Source organism: Alkalihalophilus pseudofirmus OF4 (genome assembly GCF_000005825.2).
Taxonomy (GTDB): domain Bacteria; phylum Bacillota; class Bacilli; order Bacillales; family Bacillaceae_D; genus Alkalihalophilus; species Alkalihalophilus pseudofirmus.
Map to the genome: position 1 here is coordinate 1,726,534 of NC_013791.2, position 22,411 is coordinate 1,748,944.

25 protein-coding genes are annotated in these 22,411 nt (G+C 39.9%); 4 read left to right on the top strand and 21 right to left on the bottom strand.

The features are described from left to right. Positions 1–42: 42 nt before the first annotated feature. A complete protein-coding gene (locus BPOF4_RS08670) occupies positions 43–777 on the bottom strand; it encodes a ZIP family metal transporter (protein WP_012958749.1) in 735 nt (244 codons plus the stop codon). Between the two features lie 285 nt (positions 778–1,062). Here BPOF4_RS08670 and BPOF4_RS08675 point away from each other — a divergent pair, with 285 nt between their 5' ends. Continuing rightward, a complete protein-coding gene (locus tag BPOF4_RS08675; protein WP_012958750.1) occupies positions 1,063–1,494 on the top strand; it encodes a GNAT family N-acetyltransferase in 432 nt (143 codons plus the stop codon). A gap of 174 nt (positions 1,495–1,668) precedes the next feature. On the opposite strand, the gene BPOF4_RS08680 is transcribed toward BPOF4_RS08675, so the two are convergent. The 3 genes from BPOF4_RS08680 to BPOF4_RS08690 all read right to left on the bottom strand — a co-directional run bounded on the left by BPOF4_RS08680 (position 1,669) and on the right by BPOF4_RS08690 (position 6,413). After that, positions 1,669–2,166, bottom strand: coding sequence for a fasciclin domain-containing protein (locus BPOF4_RS08680; protein ID WP_012958751.1), 498 nt, complete (start codon positions 2,164–2,166; stop codon positions 1,669–1,671). 354 nt (positions 2,167–2,520) lie between these two features. After that, positions 2,521–4,356 (bottom strand): hypothetical protein, encoded by a 1,836-nt coding sequence (locus BPOF4_RS08685; protein ID WP_012958753.1) that lies wholly within the window; start codon positions 4,354–4,356, stop codon positions 2,521–2,523. Beyond that, positions 4,353–6,413 (bottom strand): efflux RND transporter permease subunit, encoded by a 2,061-nt coding sequence (locus BPOF4_RS08690; protein ID WP_012958754.1) that lies wholly within the window; start codon positions 6,411–6,413, stop codon positions 4,353–4,355. Before BPOF4_RS08690 ends, BPOF4_RS08685 begins: the two co-directional genes overlap by 4 nt. A gap of 148 nt (positions 6,414–6,561) precedes the next feature. Here BPOF4_RS08690 and BPOF4_RS08695 point away from each other — a divergent pair, with 148 nt between their 5' ends. Beyond that, the gene (locus BPOF4_RS08695; protein ID WP_012958755.1) at positions 6,562–7,128 is read left to right on the top strand and encodes a TetR/AcrR family transcriptional regulator; all 567 of its coding nucleotides are present in this window, start codon (positions 6,562–6,564) and stop codon (positions 7,126–7,128) included. Between the two features lie 301 nt (positions 7,129–7,429). Here BPOF4_RS08695 and BPOF4_RS08700 read toward each other — a convergent pair whose 3' ends face one another. The 4 genes from BPOF4_RS08700 to BPOF4_RS22945 form a co-directional block, all read right to left on the bottom strand. Then, positions 7,430–8,257: an MBL fold metallo-hydrolase gene (locus BPOF4_RS08700; RefSeq protein ID WP_012958756.1), complete on the bottom strand. Its 828-nt coding sequence runs from the start codon at positions 8,255–8,257 to the stop codon at positions 7,430–7,432. Positions 8,258–8,385: 128 nt separating this feature from the next. Continuing rightward, on the bottom strand, positions 8,386–9,306 hold the full coding sequence (locus BPOF4_RS08705) for a cupin domain-containing protein (RefSeq protein ID WP_012958757.1): 921 nt from the start codon (positions 9,304–9,306) through the stop codon (positions 8,386–8,388). 373 nt (positions 9,307–9,679) lie between these two features. Further along, positions 9,680–11,347 carry a ribonuclease J gene (locus BPOF4_RS08710; RefSeq protein WP_180316883.1) on the bottom strand — a complete coding sequence of 556 codons (1,668 nt, stop codon included), beginning with the start codon at positions 11,345–11,347 and terminating at the stop codon, positions 9,680–9,682. Positions 11,348–11,437: 90 nt separating this feature from the next. Next, positions 11,438–11,863: a DUF4181 domain-containing protein gene (locus BPOF4_RS22945; RefSeq protein WP_412675612.1), complete on the bottom strand. Its 426-nt coding sequence runs from the start codon at positions 11,861–11,863 to the stop codon at positions 11,438–11,440. A 109-nt stretch (positions 11,864–11,972) separates the two neighbouring features. Between BPOF4_RS22945 and BPOF4_RS08720 the strand changes: the two genes are divergently transcribed. Next, positions 11,973–12,830: a manganese catalase family protein gene (locus BPOF4_RS08720; RefSeq protein WP_012958760.1), complete on the top strand. Its 858-nt coding sequence runs from the start codon at positions 11,973–11,975 to the stop codon at positions 12,828–12,830. 143 nt (positions 12,831–12,973) lie between these two features. Here BPOF4_RS08720 and BPOF4_RS08725 read toward each other — a convergent pair whose 3' ends face one another. From BPOF4_RS08725 to BPOF4_RS08750, 6 genes are all read right to left on the bottom strand, one after another. After that, positions 12,974–13,243, bottom strand: a complete 270-nt coding sequence (locus tag BPOF4_RS08725) for a hypothetical protein (RefSeq protein ID WP_041822385.1) — start codon at positions 13,241–13,243, stop codon at positions 12,974–12,976. A gap of 423 nt (positions 13,244–13,666) precedes the next feature. Continuing rightward, positions 13,667–13,903, bottom strand: coding sequence for a hypothetical protein (locus BPOF4_RS08730; RefSeq protein ID WP_012958762.1), 237 nt, complete (start codon positions 13,901–13,903; stop codon positions 13,667–13,669). Positions 13,904–14,124: 221 nt separating this feature from the next. Then, positions 14,125–14,910, bottom strand: coding sequence for an SDR family oxidoreductase (locus BPOF4_RS08735; protein WP_012958763.1), 786 nt, complete (start codon positions 14,908–14,910; stop codon positions 14,125–14,127). A gap of 89 nt (positions 14,911–14,999) precedes the next feature. Next, positions 15,000–15,401, bottom strand: coding sequence for a hypothetical protein (locus tag BPOF4_RS08740; protein ID WP_012958764.1), 402 nt, complete (start codon positions 15,399–15,401; stop codon positions 15,000–15,002). An 18-nt stretch (positions 15,402–15,419) separates the two neighbouring features. Beyond that, entirely contained in the window at positions 15,420–15,956 is a 537-nt protein-coding gene (locus BPOF4_RS08745; protein ID WP_012958765.1) for a GNAT family N-acetyltransferase, read from the bottom strand. A gap of 1 nt (position 15,957) precedes the next feature. Further along, positions 15,958–16,686, bottom strand: a complete 729-nt coding sequence (locus BPOF4_RS08750; protein WP_012958766.1) for a hypothetical protein — start codon at positions 16,684–16,686, stop codon at positions 15,958–15,960. Positions 16,687–16,848: 162 nt separating this feature from the next. Between BPOF4_RS08750 and BPOF4_RS08755 the strand changes: the two genes are divergently transcribed. Next, positions 16,849–17,124 (top strand): hypothetical protein, encoded by a 276-nt coding sequence (locus BPOF4_RS08755; RefSeq protein ID WP_012958767.1) that lies wholly within the window; start codon positions 16,849–16,851, stop codon positions 17,122–17,124. 78 nt (positions 17,125–17,202) lie between these two features. On the opposite strand, the gene BPOF4_RS08760 is transcribed toward BPOF4_RS08755, so the two are convergent. From BPOF4_RS08760 to BPOF4_RS08790, 7 genes are all read right to left on the bottom strand, one after another. Next, entirely contained in the window at positions 17,203–17,640 is a 438-nt protein-coding gene (locus BPOF4_RS08760) for a VOC family protein (protein WP_012958768.1), read from the bottom strand. Positions 17,641–17,669: 29 nt separating this feature from the next. Beyond that, entirely contained in the window at positions 17,670–18,002 is a 333-nt protein-coding gene (locus BPOF4_RS08765) for a DnaJ family domain-containing protein (RefSeq protein WP_012958769.1), read from the bottom strand. A 100-nt stretch (positions 18,003–18,102) separates the two neighbouring features. After that, positions 18,103–18,360 (bottom strand): hypothetical protein, encoded by a 258-nt coding sequence (locus BPOF4_RS08770; RefSeq protein ID WP_012958770.1) that lies wholly within the window; start codon positions 18,358–18,360, stop codon positions 18,103–18,105. 129 nt (positions 18,361–18,489) lie between these two features. Continuing rightward, positions 18,490–18,825 carry a hypothetical protein gene (locus BPOF4_RS08775; protein ID WP_218959106.1) on the bottom strand — a complete coding sequence of 112 codons (336 nt, stop codon included), beginning with the start codon at positions 18,823–18,825 and terminating at the stop codon, positions 18,490–18,492. A 67-nt stretch (positions 18,826–18,892) separates the two neighbouring features. Further along, positions 18,893–19,477 (bottom strand): hypothetical protein, encoded by a 585-nt coding sequence (locus BPOF4_RS08780; RefSeq protein ID WP_158305560.1) that lies wholly within the window; start codon positions 19,475–19,477, stop codon positions 18,893–18,895. A gap of 473 nt (positions 19,478–19,950) precedes the next feature. After that, positions 19,951–21,234 carry a hemolysin family protein gene (locus BPOF4_RS08785; protein WP_012958773.1) on the bottom strand — a complete coding sequence of 428 codons (1,284 nt, stop codon included), beginning with the start codon at positions 21,232–21,234 and terminating at the stop codon, positions 19,951–19,953. Positions 21,235–21,273: 39 nt separating this feature from the next. Continuing rightward, positions 21,274–22,080, bottom strand: a complete 807-nt coding sequence (locus BPOF4_RS08790) for a DUF368 domain-containing protein (RefSeq protein ID WP_412675613.1) — start codon at positions 22,078–22,080, stop codon at positions 21,274–21,276. Positions 22,081–22,411 lie beyond the last annotated feature (331 nt).

The window sequence follows — 22,411 nt, forward strand, 5'->3', positions numbered from 1 at the left end:
AAAAGAAGCCGTACAAGAAAATAAACGGCTTCTAGCTGAACATTATCCAAAATAAAAAACTAAAACGAGCATTGAGAGCAGTCCAAAAATGAAGGCATAAGTTGCAACGGTTTCGTTACCGTCACCATGACTTTCTGGGATCAGCTCTTTGTACACAATAAATAACATCGCACCAGCTGCAAATGCGAGCCCATAAGGAAGTAAAAATTCTACTCTAGAGGCAAGTAAATAACCAATAATGGCTGTTACGACTTCCATTAAACCCGTAGCAGTGGCTATAAGGAAAGCTTTGATGCGGCTGATCTTTTGATTCACAAGGTATAGCGCAACGAGCAGTCCCTCAGGAGCATTTTGCAGTCCAACAGCGAGTGCAATCAGGGGTCCTAAAGCTTCGTTATCACTTGCATAGCTCACACCTACCGCCAATCCTTCTGGCAAGTTATGAAGAATGATGGCTGAAATGACAAGCATTGCTTTTCGGTCGATTTCAATTCGTTGTGCTTTATGCTCAAGGTCAATATGCGGCACATTTTTCTCTAAGATCATGAGGGCCACCGTACCAAGCAGCACTCCAATAACGACCGTCCAAACTGAACTTGAATATTCCATTGCCTCAGGTATTAATTCAAATGTTGCGGCTGCCACCATAATACCAGCAGCAAAAGCAAGTAATATATCACGCTTTCGATGATTTAAATCACGAAAAAATAAGATTGGGATCGCTCCTGCACCTGTTGCAAGTGAGGCCAGTAAGCTTCCAATTAGTAAAGATTCCATGGATGTTCCTTTCTATTTAACGAATACATATTTAACGAATACATATTTAACGAATACATATTTAAGGGAATACAAATGTTTGAAAAAATGACGTAAGCTTATTATAATTCACTTTATCTTCAGAATCTAGGAAATTAGCCGTATTGGAGGTTTAAACAATAATAAGTAAGGAAAAGGTATAGTTCATAGTTCACAAGCAATGAATACATAAAGCATGTGAAATGCATGATTAACTACTTATAATTTATACTTAATAGATACTAAAACATTATTGGAGGCACGAATGTGAAAACAAAACGGATTGTTGATATAGAAGATCTAGAAAAAGCCTTTCATATACGAGAAAAAGTATTTGTGGCTGAGCAAGGTGTTCCGCTAGAAGATGAATTTGATGAATATGATCATCTTGATGGAGACTGTGATCATATTTTAGCTTTTTACGATGGAATGGCTGTTGGAACGGGAAGAATCCGAGTTGTTGATGGAATTGGGAAGCTAGAAAGAATCTGTGTACTTGAGCCTTTTCGTGCCTTTGGTTTAGGCAAGTTAATCATTCAAGCGCTTGAAGAACTTGCAGAGGGAAAAAAATTGGCGAAAGTGAAACTGCATGGTCAAACTCAAGCAGAAGGATTTTATCACAAGTTAGGATATGAAACAGCTTCAGATGAATTTATGGAAGACGGTATTCCCCATGTAGTGATGACGAAGAGATTATAGGTGATGGCAAGTATTGCTGGGAATTGGTTCAATCATCTAGTGAAGTAACACAATAATGCTGATGAAAGACTCATAAAATCATCTCAAAAGAGACCATTACATCCAACGCCCTTCCTCAAAATAATAAGAAAAAGGCTGAATGGACAAGCATTCAGCCTTTTTCTCTTCCACTTACTACTCAGCCGGAATCAATACAGCGTCAATCACGTGAATCACGCCGTTTGATGCTTCGATGTCTGCAGTAGTGACATTCGCATTATTCACGCGTGTTGGGTTTAGGGAAATGGTCACTTCTTTACCAGCAAGTGTTTTTACTTTCATTCCGTCTTTCAAATCACTAGATAATACTTTTCCTGGTATTACGTGGTACTGAAGGATCGTTGCTAGGTCTTCACGAGCTAGAAGTTGATCAGCTGTCACCCCAAGTTCCTTTAACAGCTTGTCGAATGCTTCATCTGTTGGAGCAAATACAGTGAAAGGACCTTCTCCTTTAAGTGCATCAACAAGACCCGCTTTCTCAAGAGCGGCCGCTAATGTGTTAAACTCACCTGCAGCCACTGCAGTTTCCACGATATCCTTTGCCTCTGTCTGTTCTGCAGCCAATGCGTTAGCTGTAAACGAGACAACCATCATAAATGCAAGTAATACAAATGCAAATTTTGTTTTTTTCATTTGTAAAGCCTCCTATGGTCATTGGGTTATTGTTGTAACTCGAAAATAGTATTTGCTGTATTTACCATTTAATCCGAATTTGAGGTAAATTTTTTTTCTTCGAGTGAAATTGACGCAATAATCCTTTGACTGAGTATAATTCCAGATTCCTTTGACGCATAAATCTTTTCAATAAACGCAATAACTGCAAATTGACGCATTTTAGCTGTCTACCTACACAATTAGAGGTTCGATCCACGCAATTACTCTCCAAACCGAGTGCATAAAAAACTTGTAAATATACAATTGATCAGTGCAAGCTAAAGAGCACAAAAAATCGCGCACAGAGTTTCCACTCCGTGCACGGCTTATACGTTACCCTCTTCTAAACAAATCCATCAGACGGGTCCAAAAATTCTCTTCTTTTTCTTCCGCATCTTCCTTTACTTCTTGTTCTTCTTTTTTAATGGCTTCAGTCTTTATGACAAATTGTACTGTATTTACATTCTCGTTTTTATCAGAGACAAAGGACACGGCTTCGAAGTCTGATTTATCATATTCTGAGATCATCGCATCAATTTCTTCTTGCATTTGCTCTGGTAAATTACTCGTTGCATCATACAACTTAGTCGTGCCAGAACGCAGCTCGCCTGTGCCATTTTCAAGTTCGTTTGTACCACCGGAAAGCTCACCAATTCCTGAATGAATTTCATTATAGGAGCTTGATAATTCACCTACGCCATTCGTATAGCTGACAAGACCTGAGTGAAATTCGCTGTAATTCGCTGATAATTCCGCGAGTCCTTGCTGCAGCTGAGTAAGTGAATCCATGCTGTCCATATTGGCTAAAGATGAACTGAGGCCATTAGCAATGGACTTAAGCGTGTCACCCATTTCTTTTGTTGCCGAACTTACCTCATTTAATGTAGAATCCACAGCTGCAAATGCCGCAGCTACAGCAGTATACGTGCCTTTCGCTTTTTGAGCAGCTGCATACGTGTCCACTAATTTCTCTACAACTGCGGGATCTGCTCCGCTTTCATACAGGCTTTGAATGTCAGATTCACTGATTTGGTGATCAGGAATTGCTGTCATTGCCTCATCTAATGATTCATAGGCAAGCGTATAATTTTCCCTTAAGGTACTTAATCCAACAGATGTTTCATGCAATCCCTCTGCAATTTGTGTTAATCCTTGTGGCAGGCTGTTTAAGTCGCCTAAATCCATGGTATCTGTTACTTGGAGAGAGCGGCTGATCTCTGATAAAGCTTGATCAATTGCTTTTGAGCCATTGACTAATTCACCAGAGGAACCAGCCAGCTCGCTCATGCCATTCCTAAATTGACCAGAGCCATCATATAGACTTGCAACTCCGCTGTTCAGCTCTGAAATTCCGTTTTTTAATTCCCCGACGCCGTTATCAATCTCTTTAATTGCGTCTGATAAGGAGTTGAATTCACTTGTAATCTCCTCGATATCAGGTGAATCGATTGACATTGTAGAAGGAACCGCAGCAATTTCAATTCCATCGCTTTCAAAGTCAACAACATCTGCAGAAAGAGATAGCTTCTCTTCTTGTTCAGGCATGACAGTAAAGGTCACTTGCTTATTTTTCCCAGCATTCGCAATCATGCCTTCTTCTGTTTCGATGTTGCTATATACGCCTTCTTCTAGCAGCATCGAAATTTGCAGCAGATAGTTTTCAAAAAATGCAGGATCTACGTCGTCGTTTGCTTGTGTTTCAATGTTTATTTCTAAGCTGCCGTCTGCTCCAGCAAGCTCGTCAGGCGATACTTCTTTTCCGTCTAGAAAATAAGTGACGGTTATATCCCATGGCAGCTGCATCGTGCCATCCACATTCCCTTGATAATAAAACGGCCCTTTTTCTGCCTCCACTTGAACATGATCTTCCATTTGCTCAAGCTCCGTTAGATCAGTAAGGTTTTTCAAGCTGTTATAGTTACCGTAATCCATAATCGTCCCAGCTTTTGATACATTTAACGTATTCACAATATACATTTGATCCAGGCTGCCATCAGCCAGTAAATTGGCATAGATGACTTCCTCTTTTGAAGCGAGCTCTCCTTCGGTAGGAGTGTTTGATGCAGCCTGAGCAGCAATCGTTTGAGGCGCTGCATCTACTAAAAAAGATGGAGCGACAAGCAACACAGCTAGTGCAGCAACAGGCAGTCGTTTCATTTTCATCATCATTTCCCCTTATAAAAATTCGCTTTTAATGTCGTTTTGCTGATCACCTTATCAAGTACATAAAGCATCGCTGGCAGGAAGAACAGGACGAGTACGAACGCTAAAAGCGCCCCTCTTCCAAGCAGGAGTCCGATTGATTGCACGACAGGATTTGTTGATGTAATCCATAAAATAAATCCAATACTTGATAAAATCGATGCAGATATTGAAATCGAGAATGTTTTCTCATCTAACGTTTTAATAATCGCTTGCATCGCCGGTATTTCTCTGCGGTGTTCTTTATATGTTTCTGAAAAAAGAATCGCATAATCCACAGTGGCTGCGAGCTGGACGGTGCTTATAATCAGATACCCAATAAAATCAAATGAGGTATTCGTAAAATAAGGGACAGATAAGTTAATCCATACGGCTGCTTGAATCGTCACAAGCAAAATGATTGGCAGCGTCAACGATTTAAAGGTGATCAACAGCACAATCGCAATCGTAACAACTGTCATCGTGTTTACAAAGGTATTATCCTTTTGAACCGTATTCTTAATATCATACAACGTCACACTCTCACCGAGGCTTAACGTTGTATCTCCATAATAGGAAGCAGCAGTTCTTTGAACGGCTTCTACGATCCCAAACGGAATGTCTCCCTCTTTTTCAGTATCTGTATTAATAATGATTCGGCTGTAATTCTCTGAGAAGAACTCTTCTGTGATCGACTCGTCTAAGTATTCAGGAGGAATTCCTGCTCCGACGGTATTCACATATGAAATAATATTAGTCACATGATTCATCTCTTCTAACTCACTGACAAGCTCTTCTTCTTTTACTAAATCACCAGTAGGCACTAGTAAAACAATCGGCGTTGATTCTCCAAATGTCTCTTGAATGGCAATCAAGTCAGCTCCAGTGCGGGTTGATTCCGGCTGCTCTCCTAGTCCATATGTGAAAGCAGTGTTGCTTTGAGCTAAGAAACTAGGAACTAAGATTGCTAGAATGAGAATGAGTGTAGGGAATCTTACCTTCATAACCCGCCTGCCTAATCCTTCAAAGCTAGGAACAAAATTCTTGTGCTTTGTTTTGTCCATCCATTTATAGAATAGAAGCGTTAATGCTGGTAAGAATACCATCACGCTTATAAAGCTTAGCAGGATTCCTTTCACAAGGCTTAATCCAAGGTCCGCACCGAGCTCAAAGCTCATTAACATTAAGGCCATAAAGCCGAAAAATGTGGTCGCAGCACTTGCTGAAATCGGTGAAAAGGAATCTTTCATCGCAAGCTGCATCGCTTCTTCAGGGTTATTTGTTTTCTTTCGGTATTCTTGAAAGCTGTGAAGAAGGAAAATCGCATAATCCAGTGATACGGCTAGCTGAAGGATCGGCGCTACAGATTGAGTAACAAACGAAACTTCTCCGATAAAAATGTTCGTCCCTAAGTTAATCAGAACGGATACGCCAATCGCCGTTAAGAAAAACAACGGTTCTACCCATGATGTCGTTGATATCACGAGAATAAAAATAATAATAGGAATAAGCAGAGCTGAAGCATACATCGTTTCAGTTCCTGCCATTTTTTGTGAGGTGGCTGTATTGACCGCTTCACCGGCCATAGCCCCGTCTTCCCCGATTAATTCATAAATCTCATCAGTGATGCGTACCTCCTCACCTGCACGAATACTGAGTTGAAATAGTGCTTTATTGTCTACGTAATAAGACTCTACTGTATCAATGTCAGCGACTTCAATCGGCGTTTTCAAGTCAATCGCATCATCTAGCCACATCACATCAGTTACGCCGTCAATGGAAGCTAACTGTTCTTTCACTAGAAGAGCTTCTTGTAATGTGACGTTATCAACCATCACTCTTGTATCGGGTACAGAAGAAGAAAATTCATTTTCCATTACTTCAATGGCCCTTGTGGACTGTGCTTCATCAGGCAGGTAATCAACCATATTGTAATTGACAGACACAAAAAATTGCGCTGCTACAGAGATCACCGCAAGAAGCATAAATACAATCACAATGGACTTTTTATTTTTAATTATTCGTGCTGCTAAACCTATGATCATGCACCCTTTCTTGTCATTACACCATTTACACTTTATCATTATATAAACACCGTGTTGCTTATACAACAAACAGTTCTTTATGATCCGTACTTTCCCCAACACATTCACAATAACTGTTGGATAACTTTTGACAAAAGGGTGAATCAACGTGAACGCAAAATTAGATCGACGTAAAAAATATACACGTATGGTATTAAAAGAAAGCTTAATTAACCTATTAAAGGAAAAGCAAATTTCATCCATCACTGTGAAAGAATTATGTGAACTCGCTGATATCAACCGCTCGACGTTCTACTCGCATTATGCCGACCCGTATGACCTGCTTACAAAAATAGAAGAAGAAATATTAGTGGATATGTACCAAACACTCTCAAGCTACAATTTTAATAAAGAGGATGAAGCTCTGCAGATGACCGAGAAAATACTCGAATATGTAGCGGATAACCGGAATGTGTGCCAGACGCTTCTGAGTGAGCATGGCGACCCTCAATTTCAACATAAAGTCATGAAGGTGACCTATGATTTTACAATGAAAAATTGGATGGAGATCCACAATGCCGATGAGAAAGTATCAGAATACCTCAGCCTCTATGTGATCAGCGGCAGCTTGCATGTCTTGAAGAACTGGCTTGATAATGGCATGGATAAAACGCCAAGAGAAATGGCCGAGCTGATTCATTCATTTACTAGTTACGGGCTTGGTGCGATTAAATAAAGGGTATGTGGGCGGGTATTATCGGTGCAAGCGACGCAATTACTCTGCGAAAGCAGATAATTCTGTTAGAGAGTGACGCATATCGTCCTCCAATCAGCGCATTAAAAGCAGAGTGACGTAATCCTTCTATCCATAGGCACATAAAACAGCCGGACCCGCACAATTACTACTTTCACCAACGCATAAACGGCTTGAAATTATACAATTCCTTTTATTCAAACAGACCAAAGGCACCCCGTTTGACAAGGTGCCTAACTATGCAGAAGGAATTGAATGAATAATCATTCAATTCATGGGGTGGTTAACTCTTTACTGTCACCTTATTTTGACTTATAACAGACCGGACAATATGAATCGAATGCCATTCTCCGCGTGAAAAACGAGTAATAGGATAGGTTTTAGGAAATAGCTCATGATTGATCTCTTCTACACTCTTACCTTCCTCATGAAGCTTTAAGATAGTGCTCTCTAAATTAAGCAAATACTCTAATTTTCTAGTAAGTGCAACCCGGCCTTCCCTCAAGTAGCCGGCATGACTGCAAAACACATCTTCAAAGTCATACGTTAACACTCTCTTAAGAGACGCAATAATATCAGGCACATGTTCTTCGCGCAGAACGACTTTCGTTTTTTCCTGACAATAAAGGTCCCCAGTAAAAAGCTGTCCTGTTTCGGTGTTTAAAAATGCGAAATGGTCTGCTGCATGGCCTGGTGTGTTAATTACTTGCCACAATACTCGGCTTGATTGAAAGGAATCAGTGATTGGCTGTGCTGTAAATGGCCTCCGTTTGCCCCAAAATAACTGGCGGTAGAGCGGGTAATCGGCTTTCTTTTTACAAGATGCAATCATTAAGTTGTTCATATAGATAGGAACACTAAGTTCATTTTGCAGAAAAGAGGCGCATCCAGAGTGATCTTCGTGATAATGAGTGAGGATCGCTTGATCAATCTTCAATTCTTTAAAAAAAGGGATAAAATGCTTTTCAAGAGATCTTGCTCCTGCATCAATTAAGATCCCATCTATGAAAAAGCTATGAACATTCAGATGGACTCCCTTAATTGAGATTGAACCGTTCCCCATGAGCACTCCGTTTACAGTCTTCACCTCAAAGTGTTTCTTCCCCAGCATACACGCTCGACTCCCCTCTCAAGTTGGTTGTAACAGTAGTTTACCACAATTTAACAAGAGTGCCGATTTATTATTTGAAAATTAAAAAAGATTCAACGGGAATCTCCTGTTGAATCTTGGGATAAATCTTAATAATGATTATGCTCTTCTTCAGCAGCCAGCGCATCTTCTTTCGTTTTGTGCACTGTGCCAAATGGATGCTCAGGCGGGGCATAAATGGAGTACAATTTAAGAGGCTCATCCCCTGTATTGATAAGGTTATGATAGTAGCCTGCAGGAACGAAGATCGCGTAATCATCCTCTACTTCCTGCTGCAAATACAGGTTCTCAGGAGAGTCACCCATCTGAACAATCCCTTGCCCCTCTTCAATGCGAAGGAATTGATCAAGGTTTGGATGTGTTTCAAGACCGATATCATCTCCGACATCAATACTCATTAACGTTAGCTGAAAATGTTCTCCAGTCCATAGGGCTGTTCTAAAATTGGTGTTCTCTTTTGTCGCTTCCTCAATGTCTACAACAAACGGCTGGCCGCCGTAGTCCTCTGCCCGATGTTCGAAGTCATAGCGCAATGAATCAAGACGAGCAGCATTTTCTTGTTCGCCATTTAATGCCCATAATAGTGTTTGCTGTACATCCGGGTGCTGCGGGACCATGCATGAGCGGTGGTACTCATTTAACCCTTCGATTTCTAATTCATACGCCTTCTGCAGTCCTTCTTGGTAGCTATTAACAGAAACAGGTTCAACATCATATACAGGATGGCTGCCAGTAAGATTTGTATACAGATTAGTAAATTGTGATAAGTACGCCTTCTTTCCTTCGAGGGCGTAAAGAAGGTTATCTCTGTGCTCTTGATTAGGAGCCGCATTCGCTAATTGTGTATAAAGCTGAACTGCCTTGGCCTCCCTTTTCATGCCCTCAAGCAAGGCATCCGCAGCCGCTTGTTGATCATTCTCGAAGCTGTTTCTAGGCATATGATACGACTGGTTTACATATGGGTTTGAATTAGGGTAATAAGGATTAGTTCCTTGTCTTCCATAATGCAAATTGGTCATCCCCTTTATCTAAAGTTATCAAAATCATCATATGCCTAAGGAGAGATAACGTACGTAATTTGATGGAAATTCTTTTGCGGGGTATATGGGATAAGGTGCAGAGCTGTTGCGCCGAATGCGATTGTATCTTTTGAAGCTTTTTATGCGTGAGTCACTCAAATTATTGCGCTGATTCACCTTATAATGGCGTCGGTTACAGGGATTATTGCGTCCGTTCATCATAATTGCGCCGGTTCAATTGAGATATGCGTCGGTTGCAAGCACATATGTATTCATTCAGCCGACTATTGCGCCCATTTCCTTCCCTTCACCGCCCAATTATTCACACAAAAAAGCTGCCCTCACTGAAGGCAGCTGTTCCATATTAAATCTCAATAATAATCGGGATAATCATCGGCTTACGCTTTGTTTTTGAGAAGAGGAACTCCCCAACTGACTTTTTGATCTGCTGTTTAATCGCTTTCCACTCCATTTTGTTCTCTTCGCGAAGCTCAGCAAGACTTTGCTTAATACGGTGATTCACTTCGTTCATCAGCGCTTCAGATTCTTTTACATACACGAATCCACGTGAGATCGTATCTGGATCTGAGATTAATTCTTTTTTGGTTTTGCTCATGGTCAGCACAACAACGAGCATCCCGTCCTCAGAAAGCTGTTTGCGGTCTCTCAGAATTAAATTCCCAACATCACCGACACCCATTCCGTCCACATATGTATGTCCTGCGTGGACTTTTCTTGTTTGACGGGCTTCTTGATTTTTGATATCAACCACATCTCCATTTTTTAAAATGAATGTATGGCCTTCTTGTACCCCGACTGATTCAGCTAACTGTTGATGCTTGTACAACATCCGGTATTCCCCGTGTATAGGGATGAAATATTTTGGCCGCATGAAGCTGAGCATTAATTTTAAGTCTTCTTGATAACCGTGGCCAGAGACATGCATTCCCGTTGTGACGCCTGATCCATAGATGACATTTGCACCTAAAGCAAATAAGTTATCGACAATCGTCGTCACGCTGCGCTCGTTTCCTGGGATCGGACCCGCTGCTAAAATTACTGTATCCCCGTGAAGGACATCGACCCCTCTAAAATTGCCAGTTGAGAGCCGGGAAAGAGCTGCCATCGGCTCCCCTTGGCTCCCGGTACAGAGAATGGCCACTTTTTCTGGAGGAAAGTCATTAATTTGCTTTTGATCAATCAACATCTCGTCAGGGACCGCTAAGTACCCTCTTTCTATCGCCACTCCCACCACATTCACCATACTGCGGCCAATCAGAGCTAATTTCCTGTTGGTTAGTATAGCAGCTTGGACAACTTGCTGCACGCGGCTGACATTTGAGGCAAACGTAGACACAAAGACTTTACCCTCTGCATCCATGAAGGCCTTTTCTAAATGATGCCCTACCATTTGCTCGGACGGCGTTAAGCCGGGTCTTTCGGCATTCGTACTTTCAGATAGTAAAAGCAGGACCCCCTTTTTGCCGATCTCGGCCATTCTGTGAATGTCTGAATGCTGCTGGTTTACAGGAGTCAGATCAAATTTAAAGTCTCCAGTATGAACAATGGTTCCTTCTGGAGTTCGGAAAACAATCCCAAGACAGTCAGGTATACTGTGATTCACCTTGAAAAATTCGATTTTAATTTCCTCAAACGTTATCACTGAATCAGCTAGAATTTCAATTAATTCCGTTTCTCGTAAAATCTTATGCTCTGTTAATTTTAATTCGATCAAGCCCAATGTAAAACGTGTCGCATAAACAGGGACATTTAATTTCTTTAAAAAGAAAGGAATGCCTCCGATATGATCTTCATGTCCATGAGTGACAATGAGGGCTTTAACTCTTTCTTGGTTCTCAATTAAATATTGAATATCAGGAATGATTAAATCAATCCCAAGCAGCGTTTCATCGGGGAACTTATTACCACAGTCCACTACAACGATCTCCTGCCCATATTCAATCACATACATGTTCTTGCCTACTTCATGGAGTCCGCCTAATGCATAGACAGACAATTGATCTCCGTTCATTTCCACTCTCATTCCTCCAAGCATACAATTCATTTTGCAGATAGTATGCCATTTGCATGGAGAATCTATGAGTATTATGAAGCGGGAACATTAGAATAACCCGTAAAAATCCGTCATGAGCATAGAAATGACAAGAATCGACGTAAATAGCACGAAGCTCGTGGTTAAAAGATAGCGATTGCGTTCCTCCGAATATTTATATTCCATCACGGCGCGGGTAGTTTCCGTTAAAAAAAGCATAAAAAATAATAAAATAGCTGGATCGAAAATTCTGATCATCTCGACAGAGTCTCTAGTTACATTTACAATCAGCGCAATGATCATGAACACCAAAAATATAACCCGTATCATCCTATCAATCAATTTGTGCCGTTTGTTGACATAGACAGCTTTATTGAAAAACCCTCTTTTTTCAACCTTCAGCAGTCTTCGCATCCCTTCGTTAAATAAGAAAAGCACTAGTGCTGTTAACAAAATAAATAGGAAAAATTTCTCCCAAAAGTATGGATCAATCATTTCGTATGGATACAATGTTATTCAATCCTTTCTGTATCAGTTACTTTGAATAGATAGTAACGGTTTAGGGACAATAGGAAATGACTTTCATTCAAAGGTGGTAGATCCTATGTATTTCTATAGAGAAGATTTAATCAACATGATTGTTCCTGATAAACCAGATCCACATGCAGCAAAAGTCCTGCAAGAAGCGCTTGGCGGTCAGTTTGGTGAAATGAGAACGATGATGCAATTTTCATTTCAAAGCGCAAACTTTAGAGGCAAAGCGAAGCAGTACCGTGATTTAATTAGAGGCGTTTTCTTAGAAGAACTGAGTCATATTGAGCTTGTTCAATCAACCATTAACCAGCTGTTAAATGAATCAGGCGGCGATATGCCAGGAAACCAAGCGCAAGACGGGGCCCCGTTAGATGATGTCATCCAAGCTGGAGCAAATCCTCATCATTATATCATTGGAGCTAAAGCATCGCTTCCTGTTGATGCAGGCGGTAACCCTTGGAACGGCTCTTGGGTGTATGACCATGGAAACTTAGTAGCAAACCTTTTAAATAATGTGGTACTTGAATCCACTGGGGTTTTGCAAAAATCTAGAATTTATGAGATGAGCGATAATAAGACATTACGTGAGACGATCGCTTTTCTGATTGTACGGGATAACGCCCATCAAAATGCCTTTGCTAAAGCGCTAGAAACATTAGGTGTTGATTGGGGTAAGCTCTTCCCTGTTCCAAATTATGATCTTAATAAATATCCTGAGTGCCGCAAATATGTCGAGATGGGATTCCATAATGCTCAGTTTAACTTCCGTTTGGATGAAACTCGCATGGGAGAAATCTTCCAAGGAACATCTCCAAGCAGAAATGACGGTGAATTGGCTGTTACCCCGCCGCCTAAAGGGCATCCTGTTCCAGAAATGCCTGATATGCCAAATGAACACGCACCAGGTTTAACGGATTTAAATAATTAATGTAACATGTATGAGCACCCATGCTTAAGTGGGTGCCTTTCGCTTATTTTCAACCTGCTAAACCAGAACTGCCAGCATGATCATCAGCATAAACAAAAAAGAAATTGGTCCAACCTTTCGTATGTATTTAAGATTGATGCCTCTTATTTTTCTATGAATTCATCGGAAAAGCTCCCACCATGTGAGAGCTTCTTTTTTCTACCAGAAGAAAAGGTTACAGAAACATCTACGTCTATGGCAGCAGCGGCAGCAGCACTTTTTGCAGCAATGGTGATGGTGATGGCGACGGTCGTCACGCCTATCATCACGACGATCATCGCGTCTATCACAACGATGGTCACGCCTGTCATCACGACGATCATCACGCCTATCATCACGACGGTCGTCACGTCTATCATGGCATCTACAGTCATGGTAGTAACACATATCTACACCTCCTAAAAGTGAGATACTATATTATATAAACTCATATAATAGATGTATCCGCTAGTGCTAGAGGTGTAAATGAAATGTGCTGATTCCCATAATGGTTCGTCTAGTAGTTAAACTATCATTTCGGTTTCAGCCGTTGAAATAAGCTGCATTATTCTTCTTTCATCGGTTGTTTTTTATCGAAGGTAGTCTTCTTTGTGAAAACGGAATTGTTAAGCCTTTGTTTTAATGAACTTTCTCAGTTTACCATCAATAAGTGGAAAGTTTAAGAATAAATGTGCTATTTTAACTTCTTATTCTATGTTAAAATCATCGATACCTTCTATTTTTATCGATGGCGAGGATTTGGTTTCATTAAAACTTTATGTAATCTTGAGCAAATGAAACCGCTCAAGAATGAAGTGTTATTCATTACAAATGACCTGGCAATTACCTGCATCATCACAGACAATATCGCAGTGAATCGTCTCCCCACCCTCCGCATAACAAACGAGTATACAAAATGGTCCATTACAAACTAGTTCACAATTATCAGGAATGTCTGCAATTGGGATGGTTCTAATGTTTAAAAGAGACTTAAACTGTTTTACTAGTTCACGAATCGTCTTTTTACAGCAGCAGCTCTTTCTTTTCTTAGACATGACTCTATCACCTCCTCTCTCTTAACCTATGCATCGCACAAGAGAAAGGTATAGATGTTTTAAAGAAGGATAAACAAAACGGGCTGCCATCTTTCTTACATTTACTAGTAATAGACGAAAGAGACCTAATCATAGTAGATTTGGTCTCTTTTTAGAGATGATTATAGGTAATCTGAAAAATTTAAAAGACGCAACAGTGATCCTGTTGCGTCATATCTATCTTATATTTCTTTCGTCCAATTTTCTGCTTCCTCTTCACGCATTTGCTTTTCTGTTTCTGGAGGATAGACGGTTCTAAATTTATGAGAATTTTTTGGTATGATTTCGACCATTTTCTCAATCATTCCCTCAGGGTCAAACTGATCTTCTACACCTTTATCCTTTTCTTTCATCTCATCAAATGGCGAGTAATGGATGCCTTCACGCAGCCAGTCCCATTTCGCTTCAACCGCACGATCATTAAATCCTGTCGCAAACGGTCCTGGATTAATGGTAGCTACTTGAACACCAAAATAGTCCATTTCCTTTTGTAATGATTTAGCCACCGCTTCAAGTGCATGCTTGGTTGATGCATAAAGCCCTGCATAAGGACCCGCCATCGATCCGGCCATGGAGGACATAAAGATGATCTTTCCTTTTCCTTTCTTTACAAACTTTTTCGCTGCTATTTGGGCAGTTTCAAGCGTACTAAATACATTTACCTCAAACATTTCACGAAAAATAGACATTGGCACTTCGCCTAGAGGTCCCCCTTGATTAATTGCTGCATTGGCAACAAAGATATCGAAGTCTCGGCTAGCCATCTTCCCTCTTTCTTCTGGGCAAGTAATGTCCATTTTGAATACATCGAGCTCCACTCCTGCAGCTTTAGCAGCCTCTCTAAGGGAAGTGACTTGGGAATCGATCTCTACCCCTGCCATGACTTTGTGCCCGACTTTCGCAAGACCGATAGCGGTTCCTTTGCCAAGTCCTGTGCCAGCTCCTGTGATAAGAATTGATTTTGTCATATGTACCGCCTCCTTGAAATAGATGCTAATACCCATCTATTCCCTGGTAAAGAGGAGATAAACGTATAATCAGATTCGTTAGGTAATCATTAATTCGTTCTACTTTTCTTGTTTAAGAACCATACGTTCACTTCACCTGCATCACCTAATGTTAGGGGAACTTGATCTACGGAGGCGTTGTCATCTTGCTCCGAAAATCCCGCAATGATAAACTGTCCTTCCTTAACGGTGTCTATGTTGTCTAAGGAAGCTTCACCTAATTGTAATTCTTCTAATACAAACCAGCTTCCGCCTTGTTTCTGGACAGTAGATACGTTGATGGTCTCATTTGCTGAATAAGCGATAGCGATTGTCTCTTCATTAAGTGCAGCTTGAGAAAGAACGCTATCTGGTTGAGTAGGTAACGCGTCCTCCGGTGTTTCGCCTGCTTGCATACAACCAGCTAACATAATAGAAAACACACAGGTTACAAAGATCGTTTTGAGTTTCATTTGAATCACGTCCCAACATCATTTGTTGTTACTATATTCCCCAGACAGCACTCCCATATGTATAAGGTCATGCCATTTGCCTTCACGGAATAGAACTTCTCGGCTCACACCTTCTTCTTTGAAACCGAGCTTTTTATATAAATGAATAGCCTTTTCATTCATTGAATAAACCTTAAGTGAGATACGATGTAGATTTAACTCATAAAAGGCATAGTCAAGCAATACAGTGAGAGCTTCTTTAGCGTAACCTTTGCCCCAAAAATCTTTATTGCCAATGTCAATAATGCATTCAGCGTTTCTATTTTTCATATCAAGATGAACTAAAGAAGTGATACCTAGAGCCTCTCCACTGGAAATGTCAACAATCATATAACTTTTAGAATCAACAGAACCGATAAGAATATGTTGAACAAAGTTCCTAGTTTCTTCTAGTGTATAGCTATCTATATAAGGGCTCGTTGTTTTCATTACCTCCAAGTCATTCCGCCAACTGTGATATAACTCAACATCATCTTCTGTTACTTTTCTGAGGTGAATTCGTTTTGAACGCAACATGCTATTCCTCCACTCTTTTAGGTATTATTGAACTTCCCTTAACAAATGAAATACTTAGGATCGTAAGCCAAACAAAGAAAAGAATCCCAATGACCTCTGTTACATCGTGCATCACTTGGGTGCCTTGCATTAAGAAAAACCATGCAATGAAATAACTTACGATTAGTAAACCTCCAACAATATAACCAAATAACCTAAACCGATATGAAAAACCTATGTTTTTAATACCTTGAGAATGTAAAATGATCCATATCCCAATCAAAAAATTAGCTAATATGTAGATGCTTGTCGATAAACCACCTTCCATCATAGACCACTCTATGAGAAGGGCTGCAAATTGTTTAGTGGTTTCATCGACTGCTTGACTGTATAACTTAATGGCATAACTAACAGCAGCGGCTTGTAGAATGAATGATAAGGCATACAGGATAAACCCAGCACTGCCACATATAAAAGCGATAAGATTGTTCATTTGAAAAGAACGAGTCCCGCTGCATAAGTGGTAGATTCCGATTGGTATGACTGCACTAATTAAAAGAATAATAGCCTTCGAGCCATGGTCAAAGCCAAAATATCCTGGAAACTGACTGTAATAGTCAAGCACAGAGATGGAAAGTCTAGAGTCTTGTTCAATAGTAATAGGATTCTGTATCTGAAAAATAAGGTTTACTACCATCCACGTAACGAATCCTGCTACGTGGAATAATCCGATCCAACCAATAATCCTCAATGATGCTCACCTCTTCAATATGTATGAAATAATCTCACTTTCCTTATATTAGCAGATTAGAATGACGGTTTGGGAATTTATACCTGGTTTTGCTTGGTTTTATATGATTTGAAAGTCATTAATTAAAATAGAGAACAATTTATAGTAAAAGGAGAGGTGCAAATGTACAGAATAACTGTAATATCAGTGCATATCCTTATTATTTTGTTTGCTGCCATGATCGGTATAGCAGGAATCTACAATCCCTCAGCTTCTGATCCTAACCGTACGTTTGAAACGTGGATCGCTGCCATTCTTATATTTGATGTATTTGTTATCCTATCCGCCTATATTCTTTTAAACGTAAAGAAAGGATGGTTATTTGCACTGTTTGTGTTCAGTTTATTAGGGTTGTTTTATGTCCTGCCTGCTATTTCGTTGTTTGTAGAAGGTTTATGACTGGGTAATCGATTCTCTTCGTAAGTTCAAGCCCGTTTAGTTCAAATAAAAAAGCTTGGAATAATCCAAGCAAGACGATCAAACTTTCAACATATTCTGTTCATCGAATTCCCACATTTCACCGTAAGCGACTTCCCAATAGTAGCCGTCTAGGTCTTGAAAATAACCACCGTACCCTCCCCAATCCGTTGGTGCTGCTTCTTTTATTACACTTGCACCAGCTTGTCTAACTTGGGTTAGTACCTTGTCTACTTCATCTTTTGATTTGGTATTGTACGCAAAAGTAATCCCCCGAAATCCACCTTGATTGATGGCAGGAGGTTGTTCTTTATTAATATCTTGTGCAAGATGTTCAATTGGATAAAGTGATATTTTTGAGCCTTCATTTCTGAAAAATACAATATCAGGGCTATCAGGATCGCCTACTACTGTGGTCTCGAAACCAATTTCTTTATAGAAGTCATGCGCTTTGGAAATATCTTTTGTCCCTAAAGTAATCAGGTTAACTCGGTTCATCTTTTACACTCCTCATATAATCAATGTAATTACCAAACTTCTTTCGCCCTGTCTAGGTTGTTCACTGTGATCAGATTACGCTGCATCTGCGGTGGACATTTTAAATTATGTTCCTTAATTTTTACATTAATCAGCTCAAGGTCACTTGCACTCCTGCATGTATGAATTAAAGCTGATATCTCCTTTTGAAGCTTTAACCAATGAGGCACATACCCTGCATCTTTTGCGATCTCCTGAAACTGCTGAAAGGTATCACGTTTCATATAGTCTGAGGATAAAGGCTGCCCCTTACCCTTTAAAGTATCCTTCTCGCCTTTCTCTTCTAATATGTCACCAATAAGGTCGTTATATGGTCGATCCATCACAATCCTCCCTTCATAAAATCACTATAAAAATATATTTCGATAATCCATTGAAAAAAGCCTTCTTAAAAAGAAGACTTCAAGGATTGTTCATAAACGATTATAAGAGGGCTGCTTGAATCACTAATGAAACATAGAAGAACGTAGCGCCTAAGGTGACGAAAAAACCAAATAGGAAGTGTTTATAATAAAACTGTATAAATACGCCAATCAACCAAACTAGAAATGGAATCATAAAATAGAGTCGATAGGTAGGTTCATTCGTTTCAGCTATACCAGGCCCGCTCATCCATAGGGAAAATAATAAAACAAAAGCACCCGAAAAGATCAGCCAGATGATATTTAAACCTCTTTTCACTTCCCCACCTCCCTTATATATGTTGTCTAAAATTCTATGTAGGTGCTGCTTGACTCATTCTTGAGATGATCATCCCCTAAAGTTGGGTTTGGTCTATGCATATATGCAATTCGTTTATCGAAAGAATGACTATAAGATCTTCATATCAAAGTCTTCCACTATATAATCTTCTGAATTTATAATGGCTGTATAGTTACTGTAAATCGTAAACTCAATATGCGGCCCTCTTAAATAAATAATAAATATCTTATCAGGCTCTTTGCCTGCAGCTTGCTTTGTGTTCTTTAAAGTCATACTCGAGAAATGATCGAACAGTTCTTGTTTCTTATCGCTGTCTTCAACTTCAATTCGTTCATTTGCGTCCAGTTCCCAAATTTCGATGGATTCTACATCGCCCTTATCAAATTCAATTAACTCGTCGAGTGTTGTTGTTGTGCTGCAGCCTGCTAACAATGAAATAACCACACACGTGTATAAGAAGCACTTAATTTTCAATAACATCCCACCCAAACAGCCCATTCTATTTATTACTTCAGTCTATAATCTCTAAATCAAATAATTCCATTTCGGTATTATCTAAAACCTTATGTAGGTGCTGCTTAACTAATTCGTTGACTTCCTCCTGCCTGAATTGCTGTTCATTTAGAAAGAATTCTAGATTTGCTGCTTCGTTTTCCAGCTCATTTTGCAGCTTAGGAATGATTATATCCATTAAATAATAACCTAAAGAAAAAAATTGAAATTCATATTCTATATCAGTTGTTTTTGAATGAATTTGCTGTAAATATCTAATCGACTCAACATCTAATATAACGGGCTTCACAAGTATATTAGTAGAGTAATCGTCCGTTAGCTGCATTGGAATTACTTCTTCATAGGGAAATTCAGTAAAAAGGATTAAGTCATCATCAGTCGTCAGAAGAACAGGATTTTCGTAGGAATGCTCTAAGATTTCATTTGAACCAGTAATGACGGTCATATGATCATGCAGCCAAGCTTGTGAATATTGATTTGAAATGAACATGTGTGCAGGGATCATAATGATTAGGAAGACGATAGAGACCATCCATTTGTTTAGTTCAATTTTAAATAATTTAAAAAATAATACAGTCAACATTGTACAAAGCAGGGTGAATATTGTTTTAGAGGGTATGTTTAATAGGGTATATACCCACTCTGGAATAATGATAGTCAACGCTTTTCTCCTTCTACAAAAGTAATGACTCTATCATCATAGCACATTACCCTTCCATAATTAAGGTTTATATACACTAAATACCATATGGAAGTGAAGATTCGCCCTTACTGACTCCCCACGCATAGTTGCTGTCATTTCAATTGTATCTTTTCCCCTCGTTTATGCGCCGGTAGGAAAGGTAATTGCTCTCTTCTTTCGTGTAATAGTGTCGGTTGGGAGCTTAATTGCGTTAATCCCTTCCTATTGCGTCCCTTCAAGCTGGATATGAGCCGGTGCTGAGAACTATTGTATAGATTGAACCAATAATTGCGCCGGTTGACCTTACTCCCACCGCCTTCCCTTCTCACATCCACACAAAAAAAGAAGCTGCCCACAGGACAACTCCTCTTCCCTTATATCGCAGCCATTTGGCCGGGTTCGGTTGAGTTATGATTAATATTTAAATGAACTTGGCGTACTCGCTTCTCTTCTGCTTTTTCAATACGCAAGTTTAAGTTCTGATAATGGAATTCTTCGCCTTCTTTAGGAATGCGCTGAAATTCTTCAATCAGCCAGCCCCCTACTGTATGATGAGTAGTCACTGGAGGTGCGATATCAACAAGCTCAGCAAAATCATCAATCGAGTAATCAGCATCCACCACATAGCTCGACGGACCGATTTGTCGGACTTGGTTAATACTGACATCATGCTCATCCCAAATTTCCCCTACAATTTCTTCAAGAAGATCTTCGAGTGTGACAAGACCTGAGGTTCCTCCAAATTCATCAATAACAATCGCCATATGCACCTTTTTCTTTTGAAGTTCAGGTAATAACGATGAAATTTTCATAGATTCTACAACAAATAAAGGAGGTCTCATTAATGAGCGCACATTAAGTGTTTCCCCTTCTTCGATATACGCCGTAAGAAAGTCACGCTCTGAAAGGATGCCGACCACATTATCAATGGTGCCTTCATACACAGGGATTCTTGAATAATGCTCGGTCAAAAATACATGTTTAATCAACGCAATATCTTGATCCACCTCAATCGCAATCATATCTGGACGAGGCTTCAAGATTTCTTGAACGATAATGTCATCAAATTCGAGTGAACGGTGCACCATTTCTTTCTCGCTTTTACCGATGACCCCTTCGTCTTCACTTATTTGAACGAGCATTTTAATTTCTTCTTCTGTGACAGATGGAGTCTGATCTTTATTTTTTACAAAGAGTGAGATCACATTCTTAATTTGCAGAAACACCCAAGTGACTGGATAGAACACTTGAATGAGCAAAAATAAGAACCCTGATGTCTTAAGCGCATAGCCTTCTGCGTACTCTTTAGCCAATGATTTAGGGATAATCTCACCAAAAATCAACACTAAAATCGTAACAACAAATGTACTAATAAACACTCCAAGACTTGGACCAAACAATTGGATCGCAATTTGTGAAGATAGCGTTGCAGCCGCAATATTCACCAGGTTATTGCCGACCAAAAGTGTTGAGAGCGTCTTATCAAAATTCTCAGCTATCTGGACTGCCTTTCGTGCCCCTCTCCTTCCCTCATCCTCATAATGTTTCAAACGGATTTTATTTACACTCGAAAATGCCGTTTCCGCTGAGGAGAAAAAAGCGGATAACCCTAACAATATGATAAAAAACGCAATCAAACTCGACGGAACATCGTCCATCTATACATCACACTCCATAGTAGTATTACTTCTATTTTATTACGAATTCTGAATTTTCACCACTGTTTTTTTGTTCTCAGCAACACTCAACAGCTTCGCAGCCATCCACCCTAAAATGATGGCTCCGATACTTAATAGATGGTCTTCGGTGAAACCCGGAAAGATAACGACAATTGATCCTGTGATAAAGCCAATCATGATCGCATACGTTTCAAGTTTAAAGCGTTCAAATAAAAACGTAATTAATTTACTCGTTAATACTAACCCAATTCCAATCCCTGCCCCTACAGTAAGAATGACTGGGATATTGAAGGAAGATAATGCGTTAACGACTGTCGGATAAACCCCGAATAGCAGGAAAATAAACGATCCACTCACGCCAGGGAGAATCATTGCTGAGCTTGCGAGCCACCCTGCAAAGAATAATAGGATATAATCACTAAAGCTTAAACTAGTCATCACCTCTGCCAGTTCATTGCTTTTAAAGAAAAACGTTGAAGCAACAAGAAGCGCACCAATAGCTAACAATCCATAATGTCTGTTAGTAAAGCTCCTTTTATAATCAATCTCCTTTAATAAGGAAGGAATGATCCCAATGACTAGACCAAGAAAAAAGAAAAATGTCGGCTGCGGGTATTCCGCAAGCAGCCATTCAATTAGATGACTAATCGTCAGTAAGGCAATCACGATCCCCGTTCCTAGCGGGATTAAAAACATCAAATGCTTCTTCCAATCCTTTGTAAATAAGCCGTTGATTGCAGCGACAAGGTTTTGATAAATGCCTAGCACTAAGGCGATTGTTCCACCGCTGACACCAGGAATCAGGTCAGACACACCCATCGTCATGCCTTTAAAGATATTTCTCCATTCAAACAAAATCGTTTTCTCCTTTATAAATAATGATAAATATTATCATAATCGATAGGCTTCAATCAGACAACTAATTTGCCTATTTGTCCATAATTGTTCAAACCTGTGGAGAATGATGAAAGACTGCAGCAGCGTATGAAGTCCCACTCGACACAAACCCGAAGAAGCTCACTAGCTCCCCACGGAAAGCGAAGTATATTCAGGAGCGGCGAGTACGCTCTTACCTCTCGCTTTTGACAGCTTTTCTGTTTGATCCCTCCATTAGAATAGCTTTACAGTAAATCAAAGCCGACCCATTAGTGAGCCG